This window comes from Bacillus sp. ISO11 (genome assembly GCF_003458115.1).
In the GTDB taxonomy this organism is placed as follows: domain Bacteria; phylum Bacillota; class Bacilli; order Bacillales; family Bacillaceae_G; genus Bacillus_A; species Bacillus_A cereus.
Genome location: NZ_QXCO01000014.1, coordinates 71,185 through 92,198 on the forward strand (window position 1 = coordinate 71,185; position 21,014 = coordinate 92,198).

Below are 21,014 nucleotides of genomic sequence, written 5' to 3' on the forward strand. Positions count from 1 at the left end.
AATATGGAGGGCTCTCTATGATTGATATACTGCTTGTAGACGATGAACCGAGAATGCTTGAATTATTAACGCTTTATCTTACACCAATTGGATATAACTGCGTATGTGCGACTTCAGGAGAAGAAGCTATTTTACATATAGAAAATCGAAACTTTAAATTTGTTTTACTCGATATTATGATGCCAAAGATGGACGGATGGGAAACCTGCAAAAAAATCCGATCTTTTAGTAACATTCCTATTATTATGGTTACAGCTCGTGATCAAACAGTAGATGTCGTTCAAGGATTAAAAATTGGAGCCGATGATTACGTAACGAAACCTTTCCATGAAGAAGAACTTTTCGCAAGAATTGAAGCCGTTTTAAGACGTACAAATGAACATAAACAAATCCAATATCACGGTATTGTATGGGATGAAACAAAACACTTCGTTTCTGTCCATAATGAAGAACTCCTTCTCACACCAATTGAATTTTCTTTACTCGGATTATTTTTACGCCATGTGAACTACGTATTAAACCGTGATCAGCTCATCGAACGAATTTGGGGGTTAAACACAAATACAGAAGATCGCACAGTCGATTCACATATTCGTAATTTACGTGATAAATTGCGAAAAGCAAATTTCCCTATTGATCATCATTTAAAAACCGTGTATGGAGTAGGTTATCGATGGATTGATACTGAACAGTAAGGGGCAAAACGATGAAACGAATTTCAATTCAATTCGGATTTTATTTTTTAATTGTTACACTTTTAATTGAAAGTGTTCTCTTTATTTTGCTCTATTATAGTCTTGTAAACACTAGAGTAAATGAAGAAATGACAGCTTTATTAAAGCGAGGAAATAGTCATCGAGATGTACTTGAAAAATATTACGATGAGCAAACCATCTCTCACGTAGCATTAATGGAATCTGAAGCTGAAACAACTGTCGTTATTACAAATGCAAATAAAGAAATACTAGCTAAATCTAACGAAATAAACACGACTATAAACGATCATATTAGTAAAATGCAAACTCGAACAGACCATAACGGAGCGATTATAGAAAATCATTGGAAAACATCTAATTATATATGTACAGTTAGCCCCATTGTAGTAGATGGAAAACATGAAGGGTATGTGTATATGTTTCTTGGAACAGAATCAATTGAAGAGCTGGTTAATGGGTTAACGAAACAATTCATTATTGCCGGTATCATCACATTTCTACTAACAGTCATCACCATTTTTCTATTATCTCGATTATTAACAAAACCATTGTTACACATGAAACATGCCACTGAAAAAATGAGTAAAGGTGATTTGTCCGTTTCATTAACAACTACTCGAAATGATGAAATTGGTGAACTAGCATCATCTATTCAGACGCTCGCAAATGATCTACATTATATGAAAACAGAGCGAAGTGAATTTCTAGCAAGTGTTGCTCACGAATTACGAACACCGTTAACATACGTAAGAGGTTATGCAGACATTGCATTAAAAGAAAGCACCTCTCCTGAGCAACGTTTACGATATTTATCTATTATAAAAGATGAGTCTGATTACATTACAAACTTAGTTCAAGATTTATTTTCACTTGCACAAATGGAACAACATAACTTTTCTATTCAAGTAAAGGAAGTGCATTTACACACCTTCTTTACTCGCATAGCTGAAAAAGTAAACGCCATGTATAAAGAAAGATATATTAAGGTTTCTTTCTCTTGTCCTCCTACACTGCTAGTAAACTTAGATGAACAACGATTTGAACAAGTTATAGTAAACATTTTAAATAACGCTTATAGACATTCAAAAGAACATTCTCATATAAACATTTCTATTACAGAAGAACATAAACGTATCTCCATTACAATTGAAGATGAAGGCGAAGGTATTCCACCTGAAGACCTCCCTCACATTTTTGACCGCTTTTACCGTGTCGATAAAGCAAGAACACGATCTACAGGCGGAACTGGTTTAGGGCTATCTATCGTAAAAGAAATTGTAGAACTACACGACGGAAATATTACTGTAACGAGCGAAGTCGATTACGGGTCTTGCTTTATCATTTCATTGCCATCTATAAAGAAACACGACTACCATCAGTAGTCGTGTTTCTTTATCATTTTACTTTATAATATAAATTTACAAATTGCCCAAAACGTTTCGTATCCGTTAAAGTTAAATTAATTTCCGGATTCTTATCTTGAAATAACGGAACTCCAGAACCTAATATGTGAGGGGTAATCGTGACAACATATTCATCAATTAGATTATTCTTAAAGAATTCTCTCAGTAGATTCCCTCCACCGACCATCCATATTTTAGATCCTTCTTGCGATTTTAACCTTTTTGTAAACTCTACTACATCTTCATTTACAAACTCCACGTTTCCGTTTGAACCTTTTTCCGAATTAGAAAAAACATAACATTTTTTATCTAAGTACGGGAATGTTTCTGTATGCTCTACTACATAATTGTACGTTCTTTTTCCCATAATTATTGTATCAATCGTTTCGTACATTTCTGTATAACCGTTATCTCCCTCTCCTTCCGTTTCCATTAACCACTGTAAATCATCATTTTCTTTCGCAATATATCCATCTAAGCTCGCCGCAATAAATAAAACTATTTCACGTGACATATCTTTTCCTCCTTGCATCTCATCTTGATAACATATGATGTAAACAATATACTAACAATAAAACACGACAATTTATGTCATATTTAAAAAGAAAAAAGGTGATACATTTGTCAAAAGCTAAACGCTTATTAGATATTCTTATATTTGCTTCTGCGAAAAAGGCATTTACTGCTCAAGAAATAGCCGATGAATTTAATATTTCCGTTCGTACTGTCCATAGATACATTTTAGATTTAAGTGATATGGGATTACCCATTTACGCTGAACAAGGTCGCAACGGAGGATATAAAGTATTAACGAATAGAGTAATTCCGCCTATTTTATTTACCGAAGAAGAAGCAGTTTCCATCTTTTTTGCCTTTCAATCTTTAAGCTACTACAGAGACTTACCTTTTAACACAGAAATAAATTCCGTTACACATAAACTATATAGCTCCCTACAACATGATGCGAAAGCGAAAGTTGACAAAATACGTTCTTATATCGCCTTTTGGAATCCGAAGAGAACAATTGATACACCACTTTTAAACGAAGTGTTAACAGCGGCTATTGAAAATAAAAATTTACACTTTCAATACGAATCTAAAACGGGGATAAAAACAAAACATGTTCATCCTATCGGTGTATATGCTCATGACGGGCTATGGTACTTACCGTCCTATGACTATGACAGGAAAAAAGTATTACTGTATCGCATCGATCGTATTCTTTCTATATTATCAACGAAAGAAAATGAGGATACATTCATGAATTTAGAAGAGTGGTTTTCCTCTAACTCTAACGTAGTACACATCCCTACTCAGTTACATGTTTTACTGACACCAGAAGGCGTACGCCAATGTAAAAGCGTCCCTTATCTTGAGGAATTCGTTATAGTAAACGAGGATGGGACAGGATATATAAATTCAACAATTGATAAAGGAGAAATCAATTTTATTCCCCCTTTATTTTATAGACTCGGAAAAGATGCAAAAGTTTTAGAACCGACAGAATTGATAGATGGTTTACGTATGCGTGCGAAAGAAGTTTTACATATGTATGAAGACGAAAAAAGCTGCTAAATATAAGCAGCTTCTTTGTCCTGTTGTTCCTATTGTTTTATTATTGACGAATATCAAACCACCAACGATTTTTCGAATTCATATTTTCAGTGTCACCAATCCCTCTGTAATTGAAAGCATCCAAAAAGATTGAATCTAATTTATCTTCATCTACAAAATAACCTAAATTAACTTTTACCGTTTCTCCTGGTGTGATACTGCCAATATTGTAAAAGCTTTTTCCATCTCCATGAGGCTCTAAATAATCAACTTCGCCTGTCATAATATTTTTTTCTGCGATTCCATCTTTCCCAGCATACTGCCATGCATTTCCTTTATCTTCAAGAACTTTTATAGATGGAGTCATATAGATTTCTTCTGTCGCCTGTTTACCTATATTTTTCACTTTTGTTGTCAGGTAGACAAATTTAGGATGAATTAATTTTGATTCTACTAATTGATCAATTGAATCTTTACCATTTCCAATTTTATATTTATCTCTTCTATATGGTATCAATTGTCCAGCTTGATCCAAAGCTTGATTCCTGCTTAGTATTCCTAAGCCCATTTCATTAAAGTTCTCTTGTTTAAAATCTTTGATTGAATCAAAGGCTTCAACTTTTTCTATCACATATTCAATTTGACTGTTATCCATAGATATCGTTACTGGAACCTTTTGCCCTATATGAAATAGTCGTTTGCTATCCTTCTTCAAAGGAATTACCTTAGTTGTTTTACTTTCTTGGCTAAAATACTTTTTATCATAATCGCTTATATATGATGACTTTTCTTTTGACGTGGGCTCAAGTGAAATGCTCCCTAGCACATCTATCATTTGTTCTTCGTTTATATCATTTCCAATATAACTTTGTAACATAATTCCTTCTTCCTCAAAATAGAGAAAAATTACTCTATTAAACATTAAATCTTTATTACCATTTTCTCTATGGACAATTACTGCCTTCTTACCATTTATCTCTTTTTCTTCATAATTTTTCGAGTACAGAGTTGGAAAATCTGAATTCCCTCCTACTCTCCAAAGAACGAATGAAAATCCACCCATTGCGTAGTTTTCTTTAAAGGAATATTTCATAGCAGAGTCATCAATTGCTTCCATATTTTCTGGTAATTTATCGATTTTCAGCTTATACCACTTATCAGCCTTTTTCGAGTCCTTATTTGTTACTGAAATATTTACTTCATAATTTTGTTTTTGAACGATCATATTATAGACTTTTACTGCTCCAAAAACGGTTGTCGGCATGCCGATTAATAAGCAAGCAGCAGCGATTAACATACGATGTCTTTTACGCTTTTTCAGCGGTTGTCCATCTTGCAGCTTCATTTCCTCCATAAACAATTTCTTTTTGCGCGTATAGGTATGTGAAAATTCATGTTGTTCTTCAAGTTTATCAAAATCATCTAAAGCAATTTTTTCAGCAAGTTCATATATTTCTTTGGAGTTCTTTGAATTCGTCATGTTGTATACCTCCTATCATATTTTGGACTCGTTTTCGAGCGCGTTCAAACTTCTTGCGGACATTTGCCTCCGTTATCCCCATGACACTTGAAATTTCTTGATACGTTAAGTTATAGAAGACTTTGTACTTAAACACCTGTCTATTAGACTCATTTAACTCTTTTAACAATGCATCAATTTGAACCTCGGACATTACACGTTTTTCCCACTCTTCAATATTTTCATCTACTGCTTCTGTTGATTCTCTTTCATATTCTTCTAAAAATGTTTCATGTCGTTTGTTTTTCCGGTAACTATCAATCGCCTTGTTTTTCGCGACCCTCAAAATGTAGCGTTTAAGCTCTTGAGTAGCCAAGCTATGGAGCTTTTCCAAGTTCTTATAAAGAGTAATAAACGTCTCTTGAACCGCATCTTCAGCCTGTTGAATATTATTTAAAATACAATACGCTACATAATAAATCTTTTGTTCATACAACTCATATAGCTCTTCCATCTTTTCATAATCGTTGTTTGTAACTTTCATATAATTCCTCCTCTCACTCTATATAACGAATAAGCGCTATACTTTGTGACACTGCAAAATCTTTTTATGTATAAAATTTAATAATAGAATAAACAAAAGCCCAATTTCTCTATTTTAACTGAGAAATTGGGCTTTTTAATATTAGAATTTTCCTGACCGCTACGCCTTTTCAGTAAGCAGCATATGCTCTATCGCTTCTTTTAACAAATTCTTTGTCTCTTCCAAGTTATGATTCTTCTTTTCTCCCGGTTGTACCATATAAAACTCAGCAAACGAACGCTCTTTATATCTTGGTACGACATGCATATGATAATGTGTTAACTCGTTAAATACTCCACCATTTTGACAAACTGTAACTCCGTCAGGTTTATATACTATCTTAATCGCTTTTGCAATAAGCTTAGAAGCATCCATAACGGATTTTGCTACAACATCATCTAATTCGTCTACTTCTACAACATGTTGCTTTGGCACAATTAAAGTATGTCCTGGGTAGAAAGGCGCATGATCTAAAAAGCAAGTTACATAATCATCTTCATATATTTTATATATAATTTCCTCTCCGCCTGCTAATTTACACCCTAAACATTCCATCATATTTCCCCCTTTATTAAAAACATAAAAACGTGAGAGCCGTATTCTCACGTTTTTATGTTTCATTTTATTAGTTCAATTGTTTCCGTAACCTTTATACTATCTTTTACAGATTGAACAATCGTACAATTTTTCACTGCAAGTTGCAGCGCCTTGTCCAGCTGCTCTTCTGTAACATTTTGTGCTTTAATTTTATAGTGCAAATGAACACTTTCAACTGGCTTCGATAAAGCTTCACTTCTACCAACTTCAGTTTCGATTGTAAACGTATCGTATGGAATACGTTTCTTTTCTAAAATTGTTCGAAAGACAATTGCACTACATCCTGCGATAGAAGAAATGAGTAATTGTAACGGTGAATACCCGTTTTCTTTTCCAATCGCTAATTGACCATACGATAAATCTGCTTCTATATCATCGTGTTTGATTGTTAGTTTCATTTGTTTTTTCCATCTCCACTTTCATCGGTTTCTGCCGTTTCTTACTAATATAATAATATATATAGCAGAAAATGATAAATGGAATACCACAGTATAACGCCATTCTTTGTTCAGGAATAAACGCTAAACTAATAACAACGATGCTATTTGTAATTAAAGCTAAAATTGGAACAATCGGGTATAGTGGTGTTCTATACTTTAAGTCCTCTAACTTTCCTCCGCCCTTTATATACTGACTTCTAAAGCGAAGTTGCGATAGAGCAATAATGATCCAACTTGAAACAGCCGATAAACCAGCTATCGATAATAAATACATGTATACTGTATCTTCTGCAAGGAAACTTGTGAATAGAGATAATCCAGCTACCGCAATCGTTACGACTAGCGCTGTAATTGGAATACCACGCTTATTTACTTTCTGGAAGGAAGTTGGTGCCATTCCCTCATTTGCAAGTGACCATAGTATACGCGTCGCTGCATATAATCCAGAGTTCGCTACAGATAATAACGCAGTAATAATAACGAAATTCATAATATCAGCTGCGTATGGAATACCAATTTTATCAAATACGACTACGAATGGACTTTCAATTACGCCTGCTTCTTTCCAAGAAATTAATCCTACTAAAATCGTCATTGTTAAAATGAAGAATAACATAATGCGCCATACTGTATTACGGATCGCACGTGGAATTGTTTTTTCTGGATTTTCACTTTCTCCCGCTGCAATCCCGATTAACTCTGTTCCCTGGAACGAGAAGTTAACTGTAATCATTGTAAGTAATACGGCAGCTAGTCCATTCGGGAATAATCCACCATCGCTTACAAAGTTAGAGAAAAGAGGTGCTGCTTCTTTTCCGTCATATGATATAAACCCTAATAATGCACTCCCACCAAGAACAACAAATGCAAGAATTGTAATTACTTTAATACTAGAGAACCAAAATTCTAATTCGGCATAACTTTTCGCCGAAATTGCGTTTGAAGCATATAAAATAACGCCGAATACAAGGCACCATACCCAAACATCAACATTTGGAAACCATCTTTTCATCATTAAACCGATTGACGTTAATTCTAGTCCTACTGTTACTGCCCAGCCAAGCCAATATAGCCAGCCGATCATAAAACCCGTTCCTGGTCCAATAAACTTCGTCGCATACTTTTGGAAAGAACCTGAAACTGGCATTGCTACCGTTAACTCTCCAAGACAAAGCATTGTTAAATACATAATAAATCCGCCTACTAAATATGAAAGGATGGCTCCCCCTGGTCCAGCCTGATTAATGGTGTAACCTGAACCTAAGAAGAAACCAGTTCCGATTACACCACCAAGTGCGATCATAAATAAATGTCTACTCTTCATCGTACGATGTAATTTCTCATTCGTTGGTTGCTGCATCTAAATCCTCCCCCTACCAATACCCCTATATCTTGTTAAAATTTTCTGATAATAAAAATATACACGAAAGCGATTACATTTTCTATATAAAATTAAAACTTTTCTGATAAAATAATATAAAAATCGAATTATTGCAAGATTTAGATTCTATTTAGAGGAAAATAAGGAGAAACAAGGAAAAAACCCTTACATATATTGTAAGAGTCAACGAAGTTCTAATCTTCTCGATAAAATTGATAAACTATAATTTACGATAAAGTACATACAAGCTACTAATATAAATGTTGGAATCATGTAATTCACATTTTGCCCGCTAATAATTTGAGCATTATGCATAAGCTCAGGGAGTGATATAACAACCGCTAGCGACGTATCCTTCAGCAATGAAATAAATTGACTGACAAGCGGCGGAACCATTCTCCTTAATGCTTGTGGCAAAATAATATGCCAAAGCGCTTGCACATAAGTTAATCCCGAAGATCTTGCGGCTTCAACCTGCCCTTTTTCAATAGACAATAAACCACTTCTAACAATTTCAGATATCATTGCTGCCTCAAATATTGTTAAAGCAACAATTGCAGCTGTTATAATTTCTAATTTCAAGCCTGCTTCTGGAAGTGCAAAATACGTGAAAAATATAATTAACAGTAGTGGTAAGTTTCGAATCACTTCAACTATAACTCCTAATATTTGTGAGACGACAGGTATTTTCGTGTAGCGCAATATACCGATTACACTTCCAATAATAAAACTAAGTACAATTGCTATGAGCGCTACCTCTAATGTTATAAGTAATCCTTTTAATAAAAATAGAATATGATCTCCTGTAATTGCTCCCTTGAAATCCATTTACACCGCCTCCTTTGCTAAGCGTTTTTCTAAATAACGCACTAGCATACTGAGCGGAATTGTTAATATTAAATAAAACATCCCGACAAATATATAAACATCAAACGTAACAAACGTCTTCGTTGAAATTAAATCTCCTTGATACATTAAATCAGCACCAGCAATAATTCCAAGTATTGAGGAGTTTTTAACTAAATTGAGAAACTGGTTTCCTAAAGGGGGAATTACAATTTTCACTGCTTGGGGTAAGACAACATAATACATCGCCTGCACATACGTTAGCCCTGAAGAGCGAGCAGCTTCCATCTGCCCCTTCGCAACTGATAAAATACCAGCGCGAATTACTTCTGCAATAAAAGCTGCCGTATATACCGTAAGCGTAACTGTTCCTGCTACAAAACCATTTAAAGTAATTCCTATTACAGGTAAAGCAAAATAGAATATAAATGCAATTAATACGAGTGGAATATTTCTTACAAACTCCACAAAAGCTGATCCTATCCAATTTAAAATACGAATAGGTGCAATACGCATTACTGCCAAAATTACTCCTAAAATAAAACTACCTATCAATGCAATTACACTAGACATAACTGTATATTTAAATCCTTCTAAATACATATCAATGTTATTCGTTAATATAGAAAAATCAGGCACATATTCTCCCCTCTTTCTTTACAAGAAGAGGATGAGTACTCTCATCCTCTCACTTTTACTATCTACTTTTCTGGTTTTTGTCCAATCCATTTCTCATATAATTTGTCATACTCTCCGCTTGCTTTCATGTCTTTAATTAAAGTATTAATCTCTTTCGTTAAATCATCTGCCCCTTTTTGCACTGCAATTCCATACGGTTCATCTGTGAAAATTTTTCCTACTACTTCATAATTAGAATCTTGTTTTGCCATTCCGTAAAGGATCGCATTATCTGTCGTTAACACATCACCTTTACCTGCCTTTAACGCTGTAAATGCCTCACTATAATTTTCAAACTCTAATACAGTCGCTTCTGGTGACTTTTGACGAATGTTATTTGTAGATGTTGACCCTTTTACAGCTAATACTTTAACGCCTTGTTTTATATCATCGACACTCTTAATATTGCTTCCTTTTTTCACAAGTAACGATTGTCCTGCTTTAAAATATACATCTGAAAAATCCACTTCTTTTTTGCGTTCTTCCGTAATTGTCATTGTTGCAATAATTGCATCAATATCACCATTTTTCAGCATTGGAATACGTGTTTTAGACGTTACTTCTTTCAGCTCTAGCTTCTTTTCATCTCCAAGAATCTTTTTCGCAAGTGCCTTCGCGACATCAACATCGAATCCTTCTACCTGCCCTGTTGAAGGATTTTTTAATCCAAATAAATTCGTATCATTCTTCACCCCAACTACTAATTTCCCTCGTTTCTTAATTTGCTCAACAGCCCCGCCTTGCTTCGTATTTGTTTCCTTTGCCTCATCTTTCTTACTTCCGCAACCAGCAACAACAAGCACGAATAAACATGAAAATACGATTAAAGTAAATAATTTTTTCATTTTAAGCATGGAATTCCTCCTCTAATGATTTAGCACCCGACTTAAAAATAAACGAGCTCTTTCTTGTTCAGGGTTTGCAAAAAAGTGCGCCGGTGTTGTATCTTCAATAATTTGACCATCATCCATAAATAAGATCCTATCTGCTACCTCTCTAGCAAATCCCATTTCATGTGTAACGACAACCATCGTCATCCCTTCTTTAGCCAGGGCCTTCATAACATCAAGTACCTCTCCAATCATCTCTGGATCAAGAGCAGACGTAGGCTCATCAAACAGCATAATTTCCGGCTGCATCGCAAGTCCTCTAGCAATTGCTACCCTTTGTTGTTGTCCTCCGGATAATTGATGCGGATATACATTAGCCTTCTCTGGGATTCCTACTTTCTCTAAATAAAGCATTGCTGTTTTCTCTGCTTCTTCTTTGGAAACTTTATTTACTTTAATCGGTGCTAATGTAATATTTTGCAGAACTGTTTTATGTGGGTATAAATAAAAATGTTGAAAGACCATCCCAATATTTCGCCGCAATTCATTCATGTCCGTTTTTTTATTGTGTACCTCTGTATTTTGTACAATTAATTCTCCATCTGTAATTGCCTCTAATTGATTTATACATCGAAGCAATGTACTTTTTCCTGATCCTGAAGGCCCGACAACTACCACCACTTCACCTTTTTTCACTTGCACATTAATATTTTTCAAAACTTGAAAGTTACCATAATATTTATTTACATTACGAAATTCTATCAACATACTCCCCCTTCCCCTAACAATGCATGTACATTCTTTTTATATTCAAAAATAGTCCCAAAAATAACTTTTAGCTTCAATTTGTCCATAAAAAAAACAAAGAGTTTCCCCTTTGCTTCTTCATTTCTATTCTGTTAAGATACTTCTTCTTTCTTATCTTTCCCGTATTCATGCTCCCAAAAATCAGCATTTTTAATTCCTAATGGCCCTGGATCGAATACTGGATCTTTTCCTTCTTTTTTCTGTTTTTCATAATCCTTTAATGCGACTAATGCAGGTTTTTGTAATAGTAAAATCGCAATGATATTTACCCATGCCATAATTCCTACCCCAATGTCGCCTAAAGCCCAAGCCGTTGCTGCTGTTTTTATACATCCATAGAATACAGCTCCTAAAAATACAAACTTTAGTACCATAGACATCCAAGGACGGTCTTTATCACGATTTAAGTACGCAATATTCGTTTCTGCAATGTAGTAATACGCCATAATTGTTGTAAACGCGAAGAATAATAACGAGATTGCAACGAAACCGTTTCCAAATCCAGGGAAAACAGATTCTACTGCCGCCTGTGTATACCCCGGTCCTGGCTGAGCACCGTTTAATTTATTTACGATAAAGTTTTTTCCGCTCGCATCAAATACGTTATACATGCCTGTAATAATCATCATAAATGCTGTTGCTGAACAAACAAATAATGTATCAATGTAAACGGAAAATGCTTGCACTAAGCCTTGCTTAGCTGGATGTGATACTTCAGCAGCAGCTGCTGCATGTGGCCCAGTTCCTTGCCCTGCTTCATTGGAATAAATACCACGTTTTACTCCCCAAGAAATTGCTAAACCGATAATACCACCGAAAGCCGCCTCTAATGCAAAAGCACTTCTTATAATTAACATAAATGCTTCTGGCAATTTTTCAATATTCATAGCAACAATGACGCAGGCTACTAAAATATAGCCTATTGCCATAAAGGGTACGACAACTTGCGCTACGTTAACAATTCGCTTTACTCCACCAAAAATGATAAGAGCTAATACAACAACCAATATAGCCCCTGATACGGTAGTATTAATACCAAAAGCCGTTTCTAAACTTACAGCAATACTATTTGCTTGCACACCTGGTAATAAAAGCCCTGTTGCAAGAATTGTCGCTGCAACGAATACTAAAGCATACCATTTAACTCCTAGACCTTTTTCGATGTAATAAGCAGGTCCACCACGAAACTGCCCTTGATGTTTCGTCTTATATATTTGCGCGAGTGTTGATTCAACATAAGCTGATCCTGCCCCTAAAAAGGCTACTGCCCACATCCAAAATACAGCTCCTGGTCCACCGAATGCAACCGCTGTTGCTACCCCAGCGATATTCCCTGTCCCAACACGTCCTGATAACGAAAGTGCTAACGCTTGGAATGAAGAAACACCAGCCTCTGATTTTTCTCCTTGAAATGTCAGCTTCACCATTTCTCCTACGTGCCTTACTTGTAAAAACTTCGTTCGAATAGAAAAATATAAACCTACTCCTAAACATAAATAAACAAGTGCTGGACTCCAAACAATATTATTTAACCAATTTACGAAAGTTTCCAACATTCCCCCTCTTTCTTTATAAAGAATATTCAGAATATATATAAAATTATAAGTGCATACCGAATCTAGGACAATATTATTTTAATAAAGTAAACATATTTTTGTATAAAAAAACAAAGTATATATTTGTTTTATATACTTTGTTTTGAACTAAATGTATTATATATTCACAATTGCTTCTCTTTTAATAATTCTTTCGTATAGCTCTTCTGATAATTTCAAGAAGTTATCAGGCATATCTTTCCCTTTAAACTTCTTCTGAAGCGTTCCATATAAACCTATATCACGTAAACGCAAAAATAGTGGCAACGATTCATACCAACTATCCGCCAGCCTGTGCTCATACTCATATCCTTTTCGTAACACTTGTAACTGTTTACGAGCAAAATCTGTCTTCTCTTCTGCTGTCCACGTTGTAAATAGAACAGAGTAGTATAGAACCATCGCTAAATCATGTATAAAGTAATTATAAGCCGCATCATCAAAATCAAAGATTGTTAGCTCTTTACCATCATAATGAAAATTACCTTGATGGATATCACCGTGCATAAGACCGAACGTTTCTCTTTCAACTGGAAGGGCCTTAATTTCATCCATTAGTACCGCTGCAATCTTTTTCACTTGACCATCTTCTAATTCATTAACAATTCCACTTTCGTCTTCTTCCCACGTATCACGGTAGTCTGTTTTAGGATATTCCATTGTAAGGCGATGCAGTTGCCCAATCGCTTTTCCCCATGCTTCAAAGAGAGGCTCGCCCCAATAAGGCGATTCTGCTCCTTTTACTTGCTCACCTTTTGCATATGTAAATAAAGAAGCGAAAAAGAACGTTCCATCCTCTGCTACGATTTCTTCTACGAGATTTCGAGACGTTGAATAAAGAGGTCCTGCTACCTTTGCCCCATTCTCCGCAACATATCGTAAAAAATCTAGTTCAGCCTCTACCTCTTGTTTAGAACGATGAGAAGAATGTGTTAAACGTAATACGTAATCTTCATCATTATCACCCTTCGCCTTAAAAATATAATTCTCAAAATCTCCAAGTGGCTTTTCTTCCACTGTTACATGAAACAAATTCGCTGCTCTTTTTAAAATCTCTTTCGTAAAAACACGTTCTACAGCTATTTCCATATATATCCCTCCTATATATCTTCTTAATTCGACACAAATGTTAGAAGTACTGCTATGAAATTGAATAATGCACAAAAGACAATGTAACGTAACCTTCAATCCTCTTTTTTTAAAATAATTCAAGCATAAATTTCTCACAAACGACAAAAATTAACAGAAACAATTGCACTTTAAGAGAGGTGGAAATTATGACAGAGCAAAAAGAACAACAAGAGAGTAAAAACCAAAAGCATATGTTTCCATCACTTACGGAGAACATTAATTACATTGAAAATAAACTTTCTCATTCTGATGATATAAAAAAATTAGATCTCCCTTTTCAAAACGGAAAAGGAGCAATCTTATATATCGAATCTTTAGCAGATCCAAATCTAATTCATCAGTTAGTCCTTGAGCCATTATTAACGCGATCAGATTTATCTTTAGATAAAGCTTTTTCTACGCTAAATATGAAAAAAGAAACGAATTTAAATTATGGGATACAACTTTTATTACAAGGTAAATCCTTATATTTTCATGAACACGTCGACAGTTTTTGTATTTTCGAAACAACCTTATCTTTAAAGAGAGATATAGCAGAGCCTGATAATGAAGGAGTTGTGCGCGGTCCACATACTGGTTTTGTAGAGGATCTAGCAACTAATTTAACCTCTATTCGTAAACTCATTAAGAGTCCAAATTTAGTTGTTAAGTATTTTACACTCGGTGAAGAAATGCACACGAAAGTGGCAATTACTTATATGCAAAATATAGCGAATGACGATTTAGTTATAGAAGTGAAAAGAAGATTGGAAACCATTAAAACGGATGCACTTATGCCACCAGGATACATACAAGAATTTATAGAGGATACGTCTTTCTCCCCATTTCCGCAGCAATTAAATACAGAGCGTCCAGATAGAACTGTTGCTAATTTAATGGAAGGGCGTGTTGCTATTTTATCTGATGGAGATCCAACAGCGCTCATCGTTCCTGTTACGTTATTTGCTTTCTATCAATCACCAGATGATTATAATAACCGTTGGATTGTCGGTTCTTTCGTCCGAATGATTCGCTTAGTAAGTTTTTTAATTGCCTTTCTCTTACCAGCTTTATATATTGCAACTGTTGCTTTTCATCCTGATGTGTTACCGCTCGAACTTGTGTATACGATTAAAGCTTCATTAGAGAAAGTACCGCTTCCTCCTATTTTTGAAGCTCTCTTAATGGAGTTAATTTTCGAGTTATTACGAGAAGCTGGTATTCGCTTGCCGAGCCGCGTTGGACAAACAATCGGTATTGTAGGTGGTTTAGTAATTGGGGATGCAATTGTAAAAGCTGGACTCGTTTCTTACACAATGATCATCGTTGTAGCTTTAACTGCAATCTCATCTTTTCTCGTTCCATCAAACGATATGAGTTCAGCAGTTCGGATTCTTCGTTTTCCATTAATGCTCCTTGCTGCCATATTCGGATATGTAGGAATATCATTCGGTCTCATTATAACTTTCGTTCACTTATGTCAGCTTCATTCATTTCATACACCATATCTTTCTCCTGTTGCCCCGATGCGGATTAAAGATATGAAAGATTCTTTCATAAGACTACCAATTTGGTCATTTTGGGAAAGACCACATGATCCAAAACCGAAAAAAATGCAGCGCCAACATGTAACGAGAGAGGATGAGGACGGTGACAAACACGCAAAGTAAAATTTCACTTGTTCAATTTACCTTTTTCGTTATTCAATGCCAAATTGGGGTCGGTATACTATCTCTACCTAACCGGCTTCATCCGATAGCAAAAGGTGGTGGTTGGATTTCTGCGCTCATCGCGGGGCTTGCCATTCAACTTATTATTTTACTTATGTGGCTTTTCTTAAAACGATTTCCTGATGCAGATATGTATAAAAGTGTTTGTATGCTATTTGGTAATAAGTTAGGAAAACTATTGGGCTTTTCTTATGTTTTTTATTTTACCCTTATCGGTATGACGGTTATGTTAAATGCTTGTAACGTCATTAAAGTGTGGGTTTTACACGCAACTCCGTGGTCTGCAATTCTCATATTATGTACAGTAGCTTGTTGTTATGTAGCTTATAACACATTTAAAGTCATCGTACGATTTTATGTCATGGCCTCTATTCTCATTATTCCAATGGCTCTTTTAATTGCCCTAGGGCTTTCACGAGCTGATTTCTCTTATATTTTTCCTATTACAGAAGCCGGATGGTGGAATATAATTCAAGCATCCAAGGAAACAATTACAGCCATGTATGGTTTTGAAATTATTCTTATCGCTTTCCCAAAAGTAAATGGGAGTTCTATTGCAAAACTGAAGGCCATTTCTATCGCCAATGGATTTGTAACTCTTTTTTATACTTTTACCGTTTGGATTTGCTTTATCGTATTTAGTCCAAAGCAAATTGAGCTTATTCCAGAGCCAGTTGCTTACTTATTACGCTCCTTGCATATTGGAATTATAGATCGAACGGACCTAATCTTCATCCCAATTTGGATGATAACAGTTGTCGCTTCTATTGCTAGTTATTACTGCGCTGCTTCAATCGGAATTGGACATATATTCAACCTTGCTAATCATAAAAAGGCTGTTCCAATCGTTGGTATTATTGCTTTTAGTGTAGCCTTATTTATAGATACACCTGAAGAATTAAAAGTAATTTCAACTTTCACTGATAAGTTCACCTATATTTTCATCGTTGTCCTCCCTCTTTTATTTCTACTTTATTCAATAATAAGAAAGAAGAAAGGAGAACAGTATGTTCCCAAAAAGAGTTAAATTACTTTTAATATTATGTACTAGTTCCCTCCTTTCTGGCTGTTGGGATCAAGAACCATTAAGGGAGGCAAGTTTAGCTTATAGCGTTGGAGCTGATATTACGGAAGAGAATAAACTCCAGCAAACAATCGAGCTCGTAAAAAGTTCAAGCGGAGAGCAATCTTCATTTGAGAATGAAATATATTCAGCAACCGGGCATAACATAATGGATACAGGCGATGCCCTAAAAAAAAATGTGACTGGGAATATTCGCTATTTTAAATATGGTGTTCAATTACTCGGAACCAAAATTCTAAAAAAGGGTATACTCCCCTATTTAGATGTCAGCTTTCGAGATCCAACAAACCCAACTGCTTTAGTAAAACTTATTGCAGTAGATGGTGAAACATCGGAGATACTCGAAAAAAAGAAAATAGGAAATTTACTAATTGGAGATTTTCTAAAGAAAAAAGTGAAAAGCTTAGAAGATATGAGTGTATTTCCAAAAGAAACTTTAGAAACAGCTGCTACAAAAATGTTAGATCCCGGTAAAGACTTTACCCTTCCTTCTATAAAAATAAGAGGAAAAGAAGTAGTTACAAACGGGTTAGCTTTATTTAACAATGATAAATTAACTGGGCATTTACCTTTGCAACAATCTGTTTTATTCGTGTTATTAACCGGAAAAATGGGAACAAGTGCCCGTATAACCCAAAAACTGACTAGTGATGAATCTGAGAAGACATCTGATTATTTAACAATGGAAATTAGTAATCGAAAATTAAAACGCGACTTAAAAATAACAACAGATAAAAAAGGAAATGTTTATGCTCACATTAAGCTCCAATTAAAAGTTATAGCACTTGAATCTCCAAGAGATAATATGTATACAATGGACGATAGAGAAAAACTAAATAAAGAACTTTCTAAACAACTCACGAAAGAAGCGAAAAAAATAACAAGAAAACTACAAAAAGCAAATTGTGATGCTTTCGGTATTGGAAGACATCTTATCGCTTATCATCCTAACTTATGGAAGAAAAAAAATTGGAATAAAGATTATGCAAAAGTAAAATTCAAACCTGAAGTAGAAGTAAGCATTTTGTATAGTGGTGTCTTAAAATAAAAAGGTTGTATGCCGCTCGGGCATACAACCTTTTTATTTCGTATATCGATACACAATTGATTCATATGGTCTTAAGTTAAGTTTTGCAATATCCTTGCTGACATCTTTATAATTCGACAGTAGTACTTCTTGTTTCATTCCATCTAACTGAACGTGCGCTGGTACTGAATACGTTATTTCTTCTCCATAGAAGTTATTTATAACAAGTAGTACTTCACTTTCTGTAGTACGAGTATATGCCCAAATTTTAGGATCATTTTTATCCAAAATAGCATATTCTCCTTCTGTAATTACATCATACGTTTTTCTAAGCTCTATTAACTTTTTATAATGATAAAATACGGACTCTTTATCTTCTAATGCCTTCTCTACGTTTATTTCTTTAAAATTTTCAGCCGCTGAAATCCAAGGTGTACTTGTTGTAAAACCACTGTTCATCTCTTCATTCCACTGCATCGGAGTGCGAGAGTTGTCACGAGATTTTTGCTTTAAAATCCCTATAATCTCTTCTTTTGATAGCCCTTCTTTTAGCTTTATATCGTATATATTTAACGATTCTACATCACGATATTGCTCGATGGACTCAAATTTAGGATTCGTCATACCGATTTCTTCCCCTTGATAAATATAAGGCGTTCCTTGCAGCATGTGCATGGCTGTCGCTAACATTTTTGCAGATTCGTTTCGGTACTTTCCATCATCACCAAAGCGTGACACGATGCGAGGCTGGTCATGATTACACCAAAATAACGCATTCCATCCTCCGCCCTTTTGCATTTCAATTTGCCAGTTAGACATAATCTCTTTTAATTTAATAAAATCAAACTCTGCTTTCGTCCACTTATCACCATTCGGATAATCTACTTTTAAATGATGGAAACTAAACGTCATGCTTAATTCATTACGCTCAGGATTAGAATATTTAATACAATTATCAATTGTCGTAGATGACATTTCTCCAACTGTAATGACATCTTTTCCTGCAAAAACATTTCGGTTCATCTCTTGTAAATATTCATGAACACGCGGGCCATCTGTATAATACTTGCGTCCATCACTTGTCGCAGTACTACCTTCATCGTTTAAAAAGCATTGGTCTTTTGAAATTAAATTAATGACATCTAATCGGAATCCCGTTACCCCTTTATCCAGCCAAAAGCGCATCATATCATATACTTCTTCACGCAGTTTTTCATTTTCCCAATTTAAATCAGCTTGTGTTTCATCAAATAGATGTAAATAATATTGCTCCGTCTTCTCATCATATTTCCAAGCAGATCCACCAAACTTAGACTGCCAATTATTTTTTTCATCACGCCAAATATAGTAATTACGATATGGACTATTTTTATCTTCCTTCGCTTCTTTAAACCACTTATGTTCAGTCGAACTATGATTTACAACAATATCAAGCATAATTTCAATGTTACGTACTTTCGCTTCTGCTAAAAGTTCTTCAAACTCTTCCATCGTTCCGTAAGATGGATCAATGCTGTAATAATCACTTACATCATATCCATTATCATTTTGTGGTGATTGGTATATCGGTGTTAACCAAATATAATCCACTCCGAGTTCTTTTAAATAATCTAGTTTCTCTGTAACCCCTTTTATATCACCGGTTTCTCTATTGTAATAACTATTAAAGCTCTTCGGATAAATTTGATAGACTACACTTTTATGCCAATCCTTCATGTTTAACTTCCTCCTACTTCTGTTTCACTCTTTTTGCAAATAACCATGTTAAAGTAAATGGGATTACAACTGCAATAATCATTCCGACAATAAACATTGGAATCGATTTCGGAATGATAGAAATAAATGCTGGCAATCCCCCAATTCCGATAGCAGGTGCTAATACACCATTTAATGTAATGAATATCGCTGCCACAGCAGACCCTATAATCGCTGCATAAAACGGGAACTTATTTCGTAAATTCACACCAAACATCGCTGGTTCTGTAATACCGAAGTATGCTGAAATGGCTGATGTTGATGCCATACTTTTATCATTTTGATTTTTAGAAATCCAGAACATCGCAAGTGCCGCACTACCTTGCGCAATGTTAGAAAGAGCAATCATTGGCCAAATAAATGTACCGCCATGTTGTGCAATCAATTGTAAATCAATTGCAATAAACATATGATGCATACCTGTAATTACAAGCGGTGCATATAACGCTCCAAATAATACTGCTCCAACTACTGGTACTGTTTCATATACACCTACTAATCCTACTGTTAATAAATCTCCAATATGACGTGTAACCGGACCAATAATTCCTAATGCTAACACACCTGTCACAACGATTGTTGTAATTGGTACAACTAATAATTGAATTGCATTTGGTACATGTTTCTTTAAGAAAATTTCTACTTTACTTAACACAAATGCAGCTACTAAAACCGGCAAGATTTGACCTTGATACCCTACCTTTTCAATTTGGAACAGTCCTAAAATATCGAAGTACTCAATCTTTTGTCCGTCTAAACCAGTCGCTGCTTTTCCATAGTCCCAAGCGTTTAATAAGGCCGGGTGCACAAGCATTAGTCCCATAACAATCCCTAGTATTGGACTACCACCAAAACGCTTCGTTGCTGACCAACCGACAAGTGCTGGTAAGAATACGAATGCTGTATTGGCCATCATATTAATTAAATCCCAAAGCCCGCCTAAGTTCGGATAAACATCTAATAAATTTTTCCCATCAAAAAATAAGTCCTTTGCGCCTAATAGATTGTTAATACCCATTAGTAAACCAGCTGTTACGATCGCTGGTAATATCGGCATAAATACATCCGAAAATATTTTTACAAACTTTTGAGCTGGATTTAACTTCTGATTTCCAGAGTCTTTTACGTCAGCTACAGTCGATTCTTTCATACCTGCAAGCGTTATCAATTCAGCGTAAACACGATCTACATCCCCTGGACCAATTACAACTTGAAATATACCAGCGTTATGAAACGCTCCTTTCACTAATGAAACAGACTGTAATTTATCATTATCTATTTTACTTTCATCTTTTAAAGCGATACGGAGCCTCGTCACACAATGTGCAGCTTGTTCAATATTGTCTTTCCCACCAATATACTGCAACACTTCCTCTGCTGTTTTACGATAGTCTTTCCCCATATTCCCGTCCCTCTTTT

Annotated in this window: 20 protein-coding genes; 6 read left to right on the plus strand and 14 right to left on the minus strand. The window is 35.1% G+C overall.

All coding sequences use genetic code 11. The features are described from left to right. The first annotated feature begins 17 nt into the window (after positions 1-17). Positions 18-695: a response regulator transcription factor gene (locus D1166_RS16285; RefSeq protein WP_000565475.1), complete on the plus strand. Its 678-nt coding sequence runs from the start codon at positions 18-20 to the stop codon at positions 693-695. 11 nt (positions 696-706) lie between these two features. Then, positions 707-2,098 (plus strand): sensor histidine kinase, encoded by a 1,392-nt coding sequence (locus tag D1166_RS16290; RefSeq protein WP_000822522.1) that lies wholly within the window; start codon positions 707-709, stop codon positions 2,096-2,098. A gap of 13 nt (positions 2,099-2,111) precedes the next feature. Here D1166_RS16290 and D1166_RS16295 read toward each other — a convergent pair whose 3' ends face one another. Next, on the minus strand, positions 2,112-2,633 hold the full coding sequence (locus D1166_RS16295; protein WP_000085800.1) for a dihydrofolate reductase family protein: 522 nt from the start codon (positions 2,631-2,633) through the stop codon (positions 2,112-2,114). 74 nt (positions 2,634-2,707) lie between these two features. Here D1166_RS16295 and D1166_RS16300 point away from each other — a divergent pair, with 74 nt between their 5' ends. Then, positions 2,708-3,694: a helix-turn-helix transcriptional regulator gene (locus D1166_RS16300; RefSeq protein ID WP_118043357.1), complete on the plus strand. Its 987-nt coding sequence runs from the start codon at positions 2,708-2,710 to the stop codon at positions 3,692-3,694. A 40-nt stretch (positions 3,695-3,734) separates the two neighbouring features. On the opposite strand, the gene D1166_RS16305 is transcribed toward D1166_RS16300, so the two are convergent. From D1166_RS16305 to D1166_RS16360, 11 genes are all read right to left on the minus strand, one after another. Next, positions 3,735-5,153 carry a DUF4367 domain-containing protein gene (locus D1166_RS16305; RefSeq protein ID WP_097861491.1) on the minus strand — a complete coding sequence of 473 codons (1,419 nt, stop codon included), beginning with the start codon at positions 5,151-5,153 and terminating at the stop codon, positions 3,735-3,737. After that, complete coding sequence (locus D1166_RS16310) at positions 5,119-5,676, minus strand: RNA polymerase sigma factor (RefSeq protein ID WP_097861492.1); 558 nt, start codon at positions 5,674-5,676, stop codon at positions 5,119-5,121. The genes D1166_RS16305 and D1166_RS16310 overlap by 35 nt, the downstream gene beginning before the upstream one ends. A 159-nt stretch (positions 5,677-5,835) precedes the next feature. Then, positions 5,836-6,336 (minus strand): HIT family protein, encoded by a 501-nt coding sequence (locus D1166_RS16315; RefSeq protein ID WP_114160371.1) that lies wholly within the window; start codon positions 6,334-6,336, stop codon positions 5,836-5,838. Beyond that, complete coding sequence (locus tag D1166_RS16320; RefSeq protein WP_000778830.1) at positions 6,333-6,710, minus strand: OsmC family protein; 378 nt, start codon at positions 6,708-6,710, stop codon at positions 6,333-6,335. Before D1166_RS16320 ends, D1166_RS16315 begins: the two co-directional genes overlap by 4 nt. Continuing rightward, entirely contained in the window at positions 6,685-8,112 is a 1,428-nt protein-coding gene (locus tag D1166_RS16325) for an amino acid permease (protein WP_001187097.1), read from the minus strand. Before D1166_RS16325 ends, D1166_RS16320 begins: the two co-directional genes overlap by 26 nt. 204 nt (positions 8,113-8,316) lie before the next feature. After that, positions 8,317-8,961: an amino acid ABC transporter permease gene (locus D1166_RS16330; protein WP_000345955.1), complete on the minus strand. Its 645-nt coding sequence runs from the start codon at positions 8,959-8,961 to the stop codon at positions 8,317-8,319. After that, a complete protein-coding gene (locus tag D1166_RS16335; RefSeq protein WP_001112667.1) occupies positions 8,962-9,618 on the minus strand; it encodes an amino acid ABC transporter permease in 657 nt (218 codons plus the stop codon). 62 nt (positions 9,619-9,680) lie between these two features. After that, positions 9,681-10,511 carry a glutamine ABC transporter substrate-binding protein GlnH gene (gene glnH, locus D1166_RS16340; protein WP_000916491.1) on the minus strand — a complete coding sequence of 277 codons (831 nt, stop codon included), beginning with the start codon at positions 10,509-10,511 and terminating at the stop codon, positions 9,681-9,683. A gap of 12 nt (positions 10,512-10,523) precedes the next feature. Beyond that, a complete protein-coding gene (locus tag D1166_RS16345; protein WP_044584131.1) occupies positions 10,524-11,255 on the minus strand; it encodes an amino acid ABC transporter ATP-binding protein in 732 nt (243 codons plus the stop codon). A 131-nt stretch (positions 11,256-11,386) separates the two neighbouring features. Then, positions 11,387-12,847 carry an alanine/glycine:cation symporter family protein gene (locus D1166_RS16355; protein WP_033689169.1) on the minus strand — a complete coding sequence of 487 codons (1,461 nt, stop codon included), beginning with the start codon at positions 12,845-12,847 and terminating at the stop codon, positions 11,387-11,389. A 159-nt stretch (positions 12,848-13,006) separates the two neighbouring features. Then, positions 13,007-13,978 carry a phosphotransferase enzyme family protein gene (locus D1166_RS16360; RefSeq protein WP_097797268.1) on the minus strand — a complete coding sequence of 324 codons (972 nt, stop codon included), beginning with the start codon at positions 13,976-13,978 and terminating at the stop codon, positions 13,007-13,009. Positions 13,979-14,166: 188 nt separating this feature from the next. Between D1166_RS16360 and gerKA the strand changes: the two genes are divergently transcribed. The 3 genes from gerKA to D1166_RS16375 are packed head-to-tail and all read left to right on the plus strand — an operon-like array spanning position 14,167 to position 17,861. Beyond that, a complete protein-coding gene (gene gerKA, locus D1166_RS16365) occupies positions 14,167-15,669 on the plus strand; it encodes a spore germination protein GerKA (RefSeq protein ID WP_097855840.1) in 1,503 nt (500 codons plus the stop codon). Beyond that, entirely contained in the window at positions 15,650-16,756 is a 1,107-nt protein-coding gene (locus tag D1166_RS16370) for a GerAB/ArcD/ProY family transporter (protein ID WP_000185796.1), read from the plus strand. Before gerKA ends, D1166_RS16370 begins: the two co-directional genes overlap by 20 nt. Continuing rightward, positions 16,737-17,861 (plus strand): Ger(x)C family spore germination protein, encoded by a 1,125-nt coding sequence (locus D1166_RS16375; RefSeq protein ID WP_000484129.1) that lies wholly within the window; start codon positions 16,737-16,739, stop codon positions 17,859-17,861. The genes D1166_RS16370 and D1166_RS16375 overlap by 20 nt, the downstream gene beginning before the upstream one ends. A gap of 33 nt (positions 17,862-17,894) precedes the next feature. Here D1166_RS16375 and treC read toward each other — a convergent pair whose 3' ends face one another. Both treC and treP read right to left on the minus strand, forming a co-directional pair. Further along, on the minus strand, positions 17,895-19,556 hold the full coding sequence (gene treC / locus D1166_RS16380) for an alpha,alpha-phosphotrehalase (protein WP_097861493.1): 1,662 nt from the start codon (positions 19,554-19,556) through the stop codon (positions 17,895-17,897). 13 nt (positions 19,557-19,569) lie between these two features. Then, positions 19,570-20,997 carry a PTS system trehalose-specific EIIBC component gene (gene treP / locus D1166_RS16385; protein WP_000513940.1) on the minus strand — a complete coding sequence of 476 codons (1,428 nt, stop codon included), beginning with the start codon at positions 20,995-20,997 and terminating at the stop codon, positions 19,570-19,572. Between the last annotated feature and the right edge of the window lie 17 nt (positions 20,998-21,014).

Bases quoted from the DNA above. Each gene is read 5' to 3' on its own strand.
- glnH (WP_000916491.1), bottom strand. From the start codon at position 10,511: ATGCTTAAAATGAAAAAATTATTTACTTTAATCGTATTTTCATGTTTA.
- D1166_RS16375 (WP_000484129.1), top strand. From the start codon at position 16,737: ATGTTCCCAAAAAGAGTTAAATTACTTTTAATATTATGTACTAGTTCC.
- treC (WP_097861493.1), bottom strand. From the start codon at position 19,556: ATGAAGGATTGGCATAAAAGTGTAGTCTATCAAATTTATCCGAAGAGC.
- D1166_RS16285 (WP_000565475.1), top strand. From the start codon at position 18: ATGATTGATATACTGCTTGTAGACGATGAACCGAGAATGCTTGAATTA.
- D1166_RS16320 (WP_000778830.1), bottom strand. From the start codon at position 6,710: ATGAAACTAACAATCAAACACGATGATATAGAAGCAGATTTATCGTAT.
- D1166_RS16330 (WP_000345955.1), bottom strand. From the start codon at position 8,961: ATGGATTTCAAGGGAGCAATTACAGGAGATCATATTCTATTTTTATTA.
- D1166_RS16290 (WP_000822522.1), top strand. From the start codon at position 707: ATGAAACGAATTTCAATTCAATTCGGATTTTATTTTTTAATTGTTACA.
- D1166_RS16295 (WP_000085800.1), bottom strand. From the start codon at position 2,633: ATGTCACGTGAAATAGTTTTATTTATTGCGGCGAGCTTAGATGGATAT.
- D1166_RS16310 (WP_097861492.1), bottom strand. From the start codon at position 5,676: ATGAAAGTTACAAACAACGATTATGAAAAGATGGAAGAGCTATATGAG.
- D1166_RS16315 (WP_114160371.1), bottom strand. From the start codon at position 6,336: ATGAAACATAAAAACGTGAGAATACGGCTCTCACGTTTTTATGTTTTT.
- D1166_RS16305 (WP_097861491.1), bottom strand. From the start codon at position 5,153: ATGACGAATTCAAAGAACTCCAAAGAAATATATGAACTTGCTGAAAAA.
- D1166_RS16360 (WP_097797268.1), bottom strand. From the start codon at position 13,978: ATGGAAATAGCTGTAGAACGTGTTTTTACGAAAGAGATTTTAAAAAGA.
- gerKA (WP_097855840.1), top strand. From the start codon at position 14,167: ATGACAGAGCAAAAAGAACAACAAGAGAGTAAAAACCAAAAGCATATG.
- D1166_RS16325 (WP_001187097.1), bottom strand. From the start codon at position 8,112: ATGCAGCAACCAACGAATGAGAAATTACATCGTACGATGAAGAGTAGA.
- D1166_RS16345 (WP_044584131.1), bottom strand. From the start codon at position 11,255: ATGTTGATAGAATTTCGTAATGTAAATAAATATTATGGTAACTTTCAA.
- treP (WP_000513940.1), bottom strand. From the start codon at position 20,997: ATGGGGAAAGACTATCGTAAAACAGCAGAGGAAGTGTTGCAGTATATT.
- D1166_RS16300 (WP_118043357.1), top strand. From the start codon at position 2,708: ATGTCATATTTAAAAAGAAAAAAGGTGATACATTTGTCAAAAGCTAAA.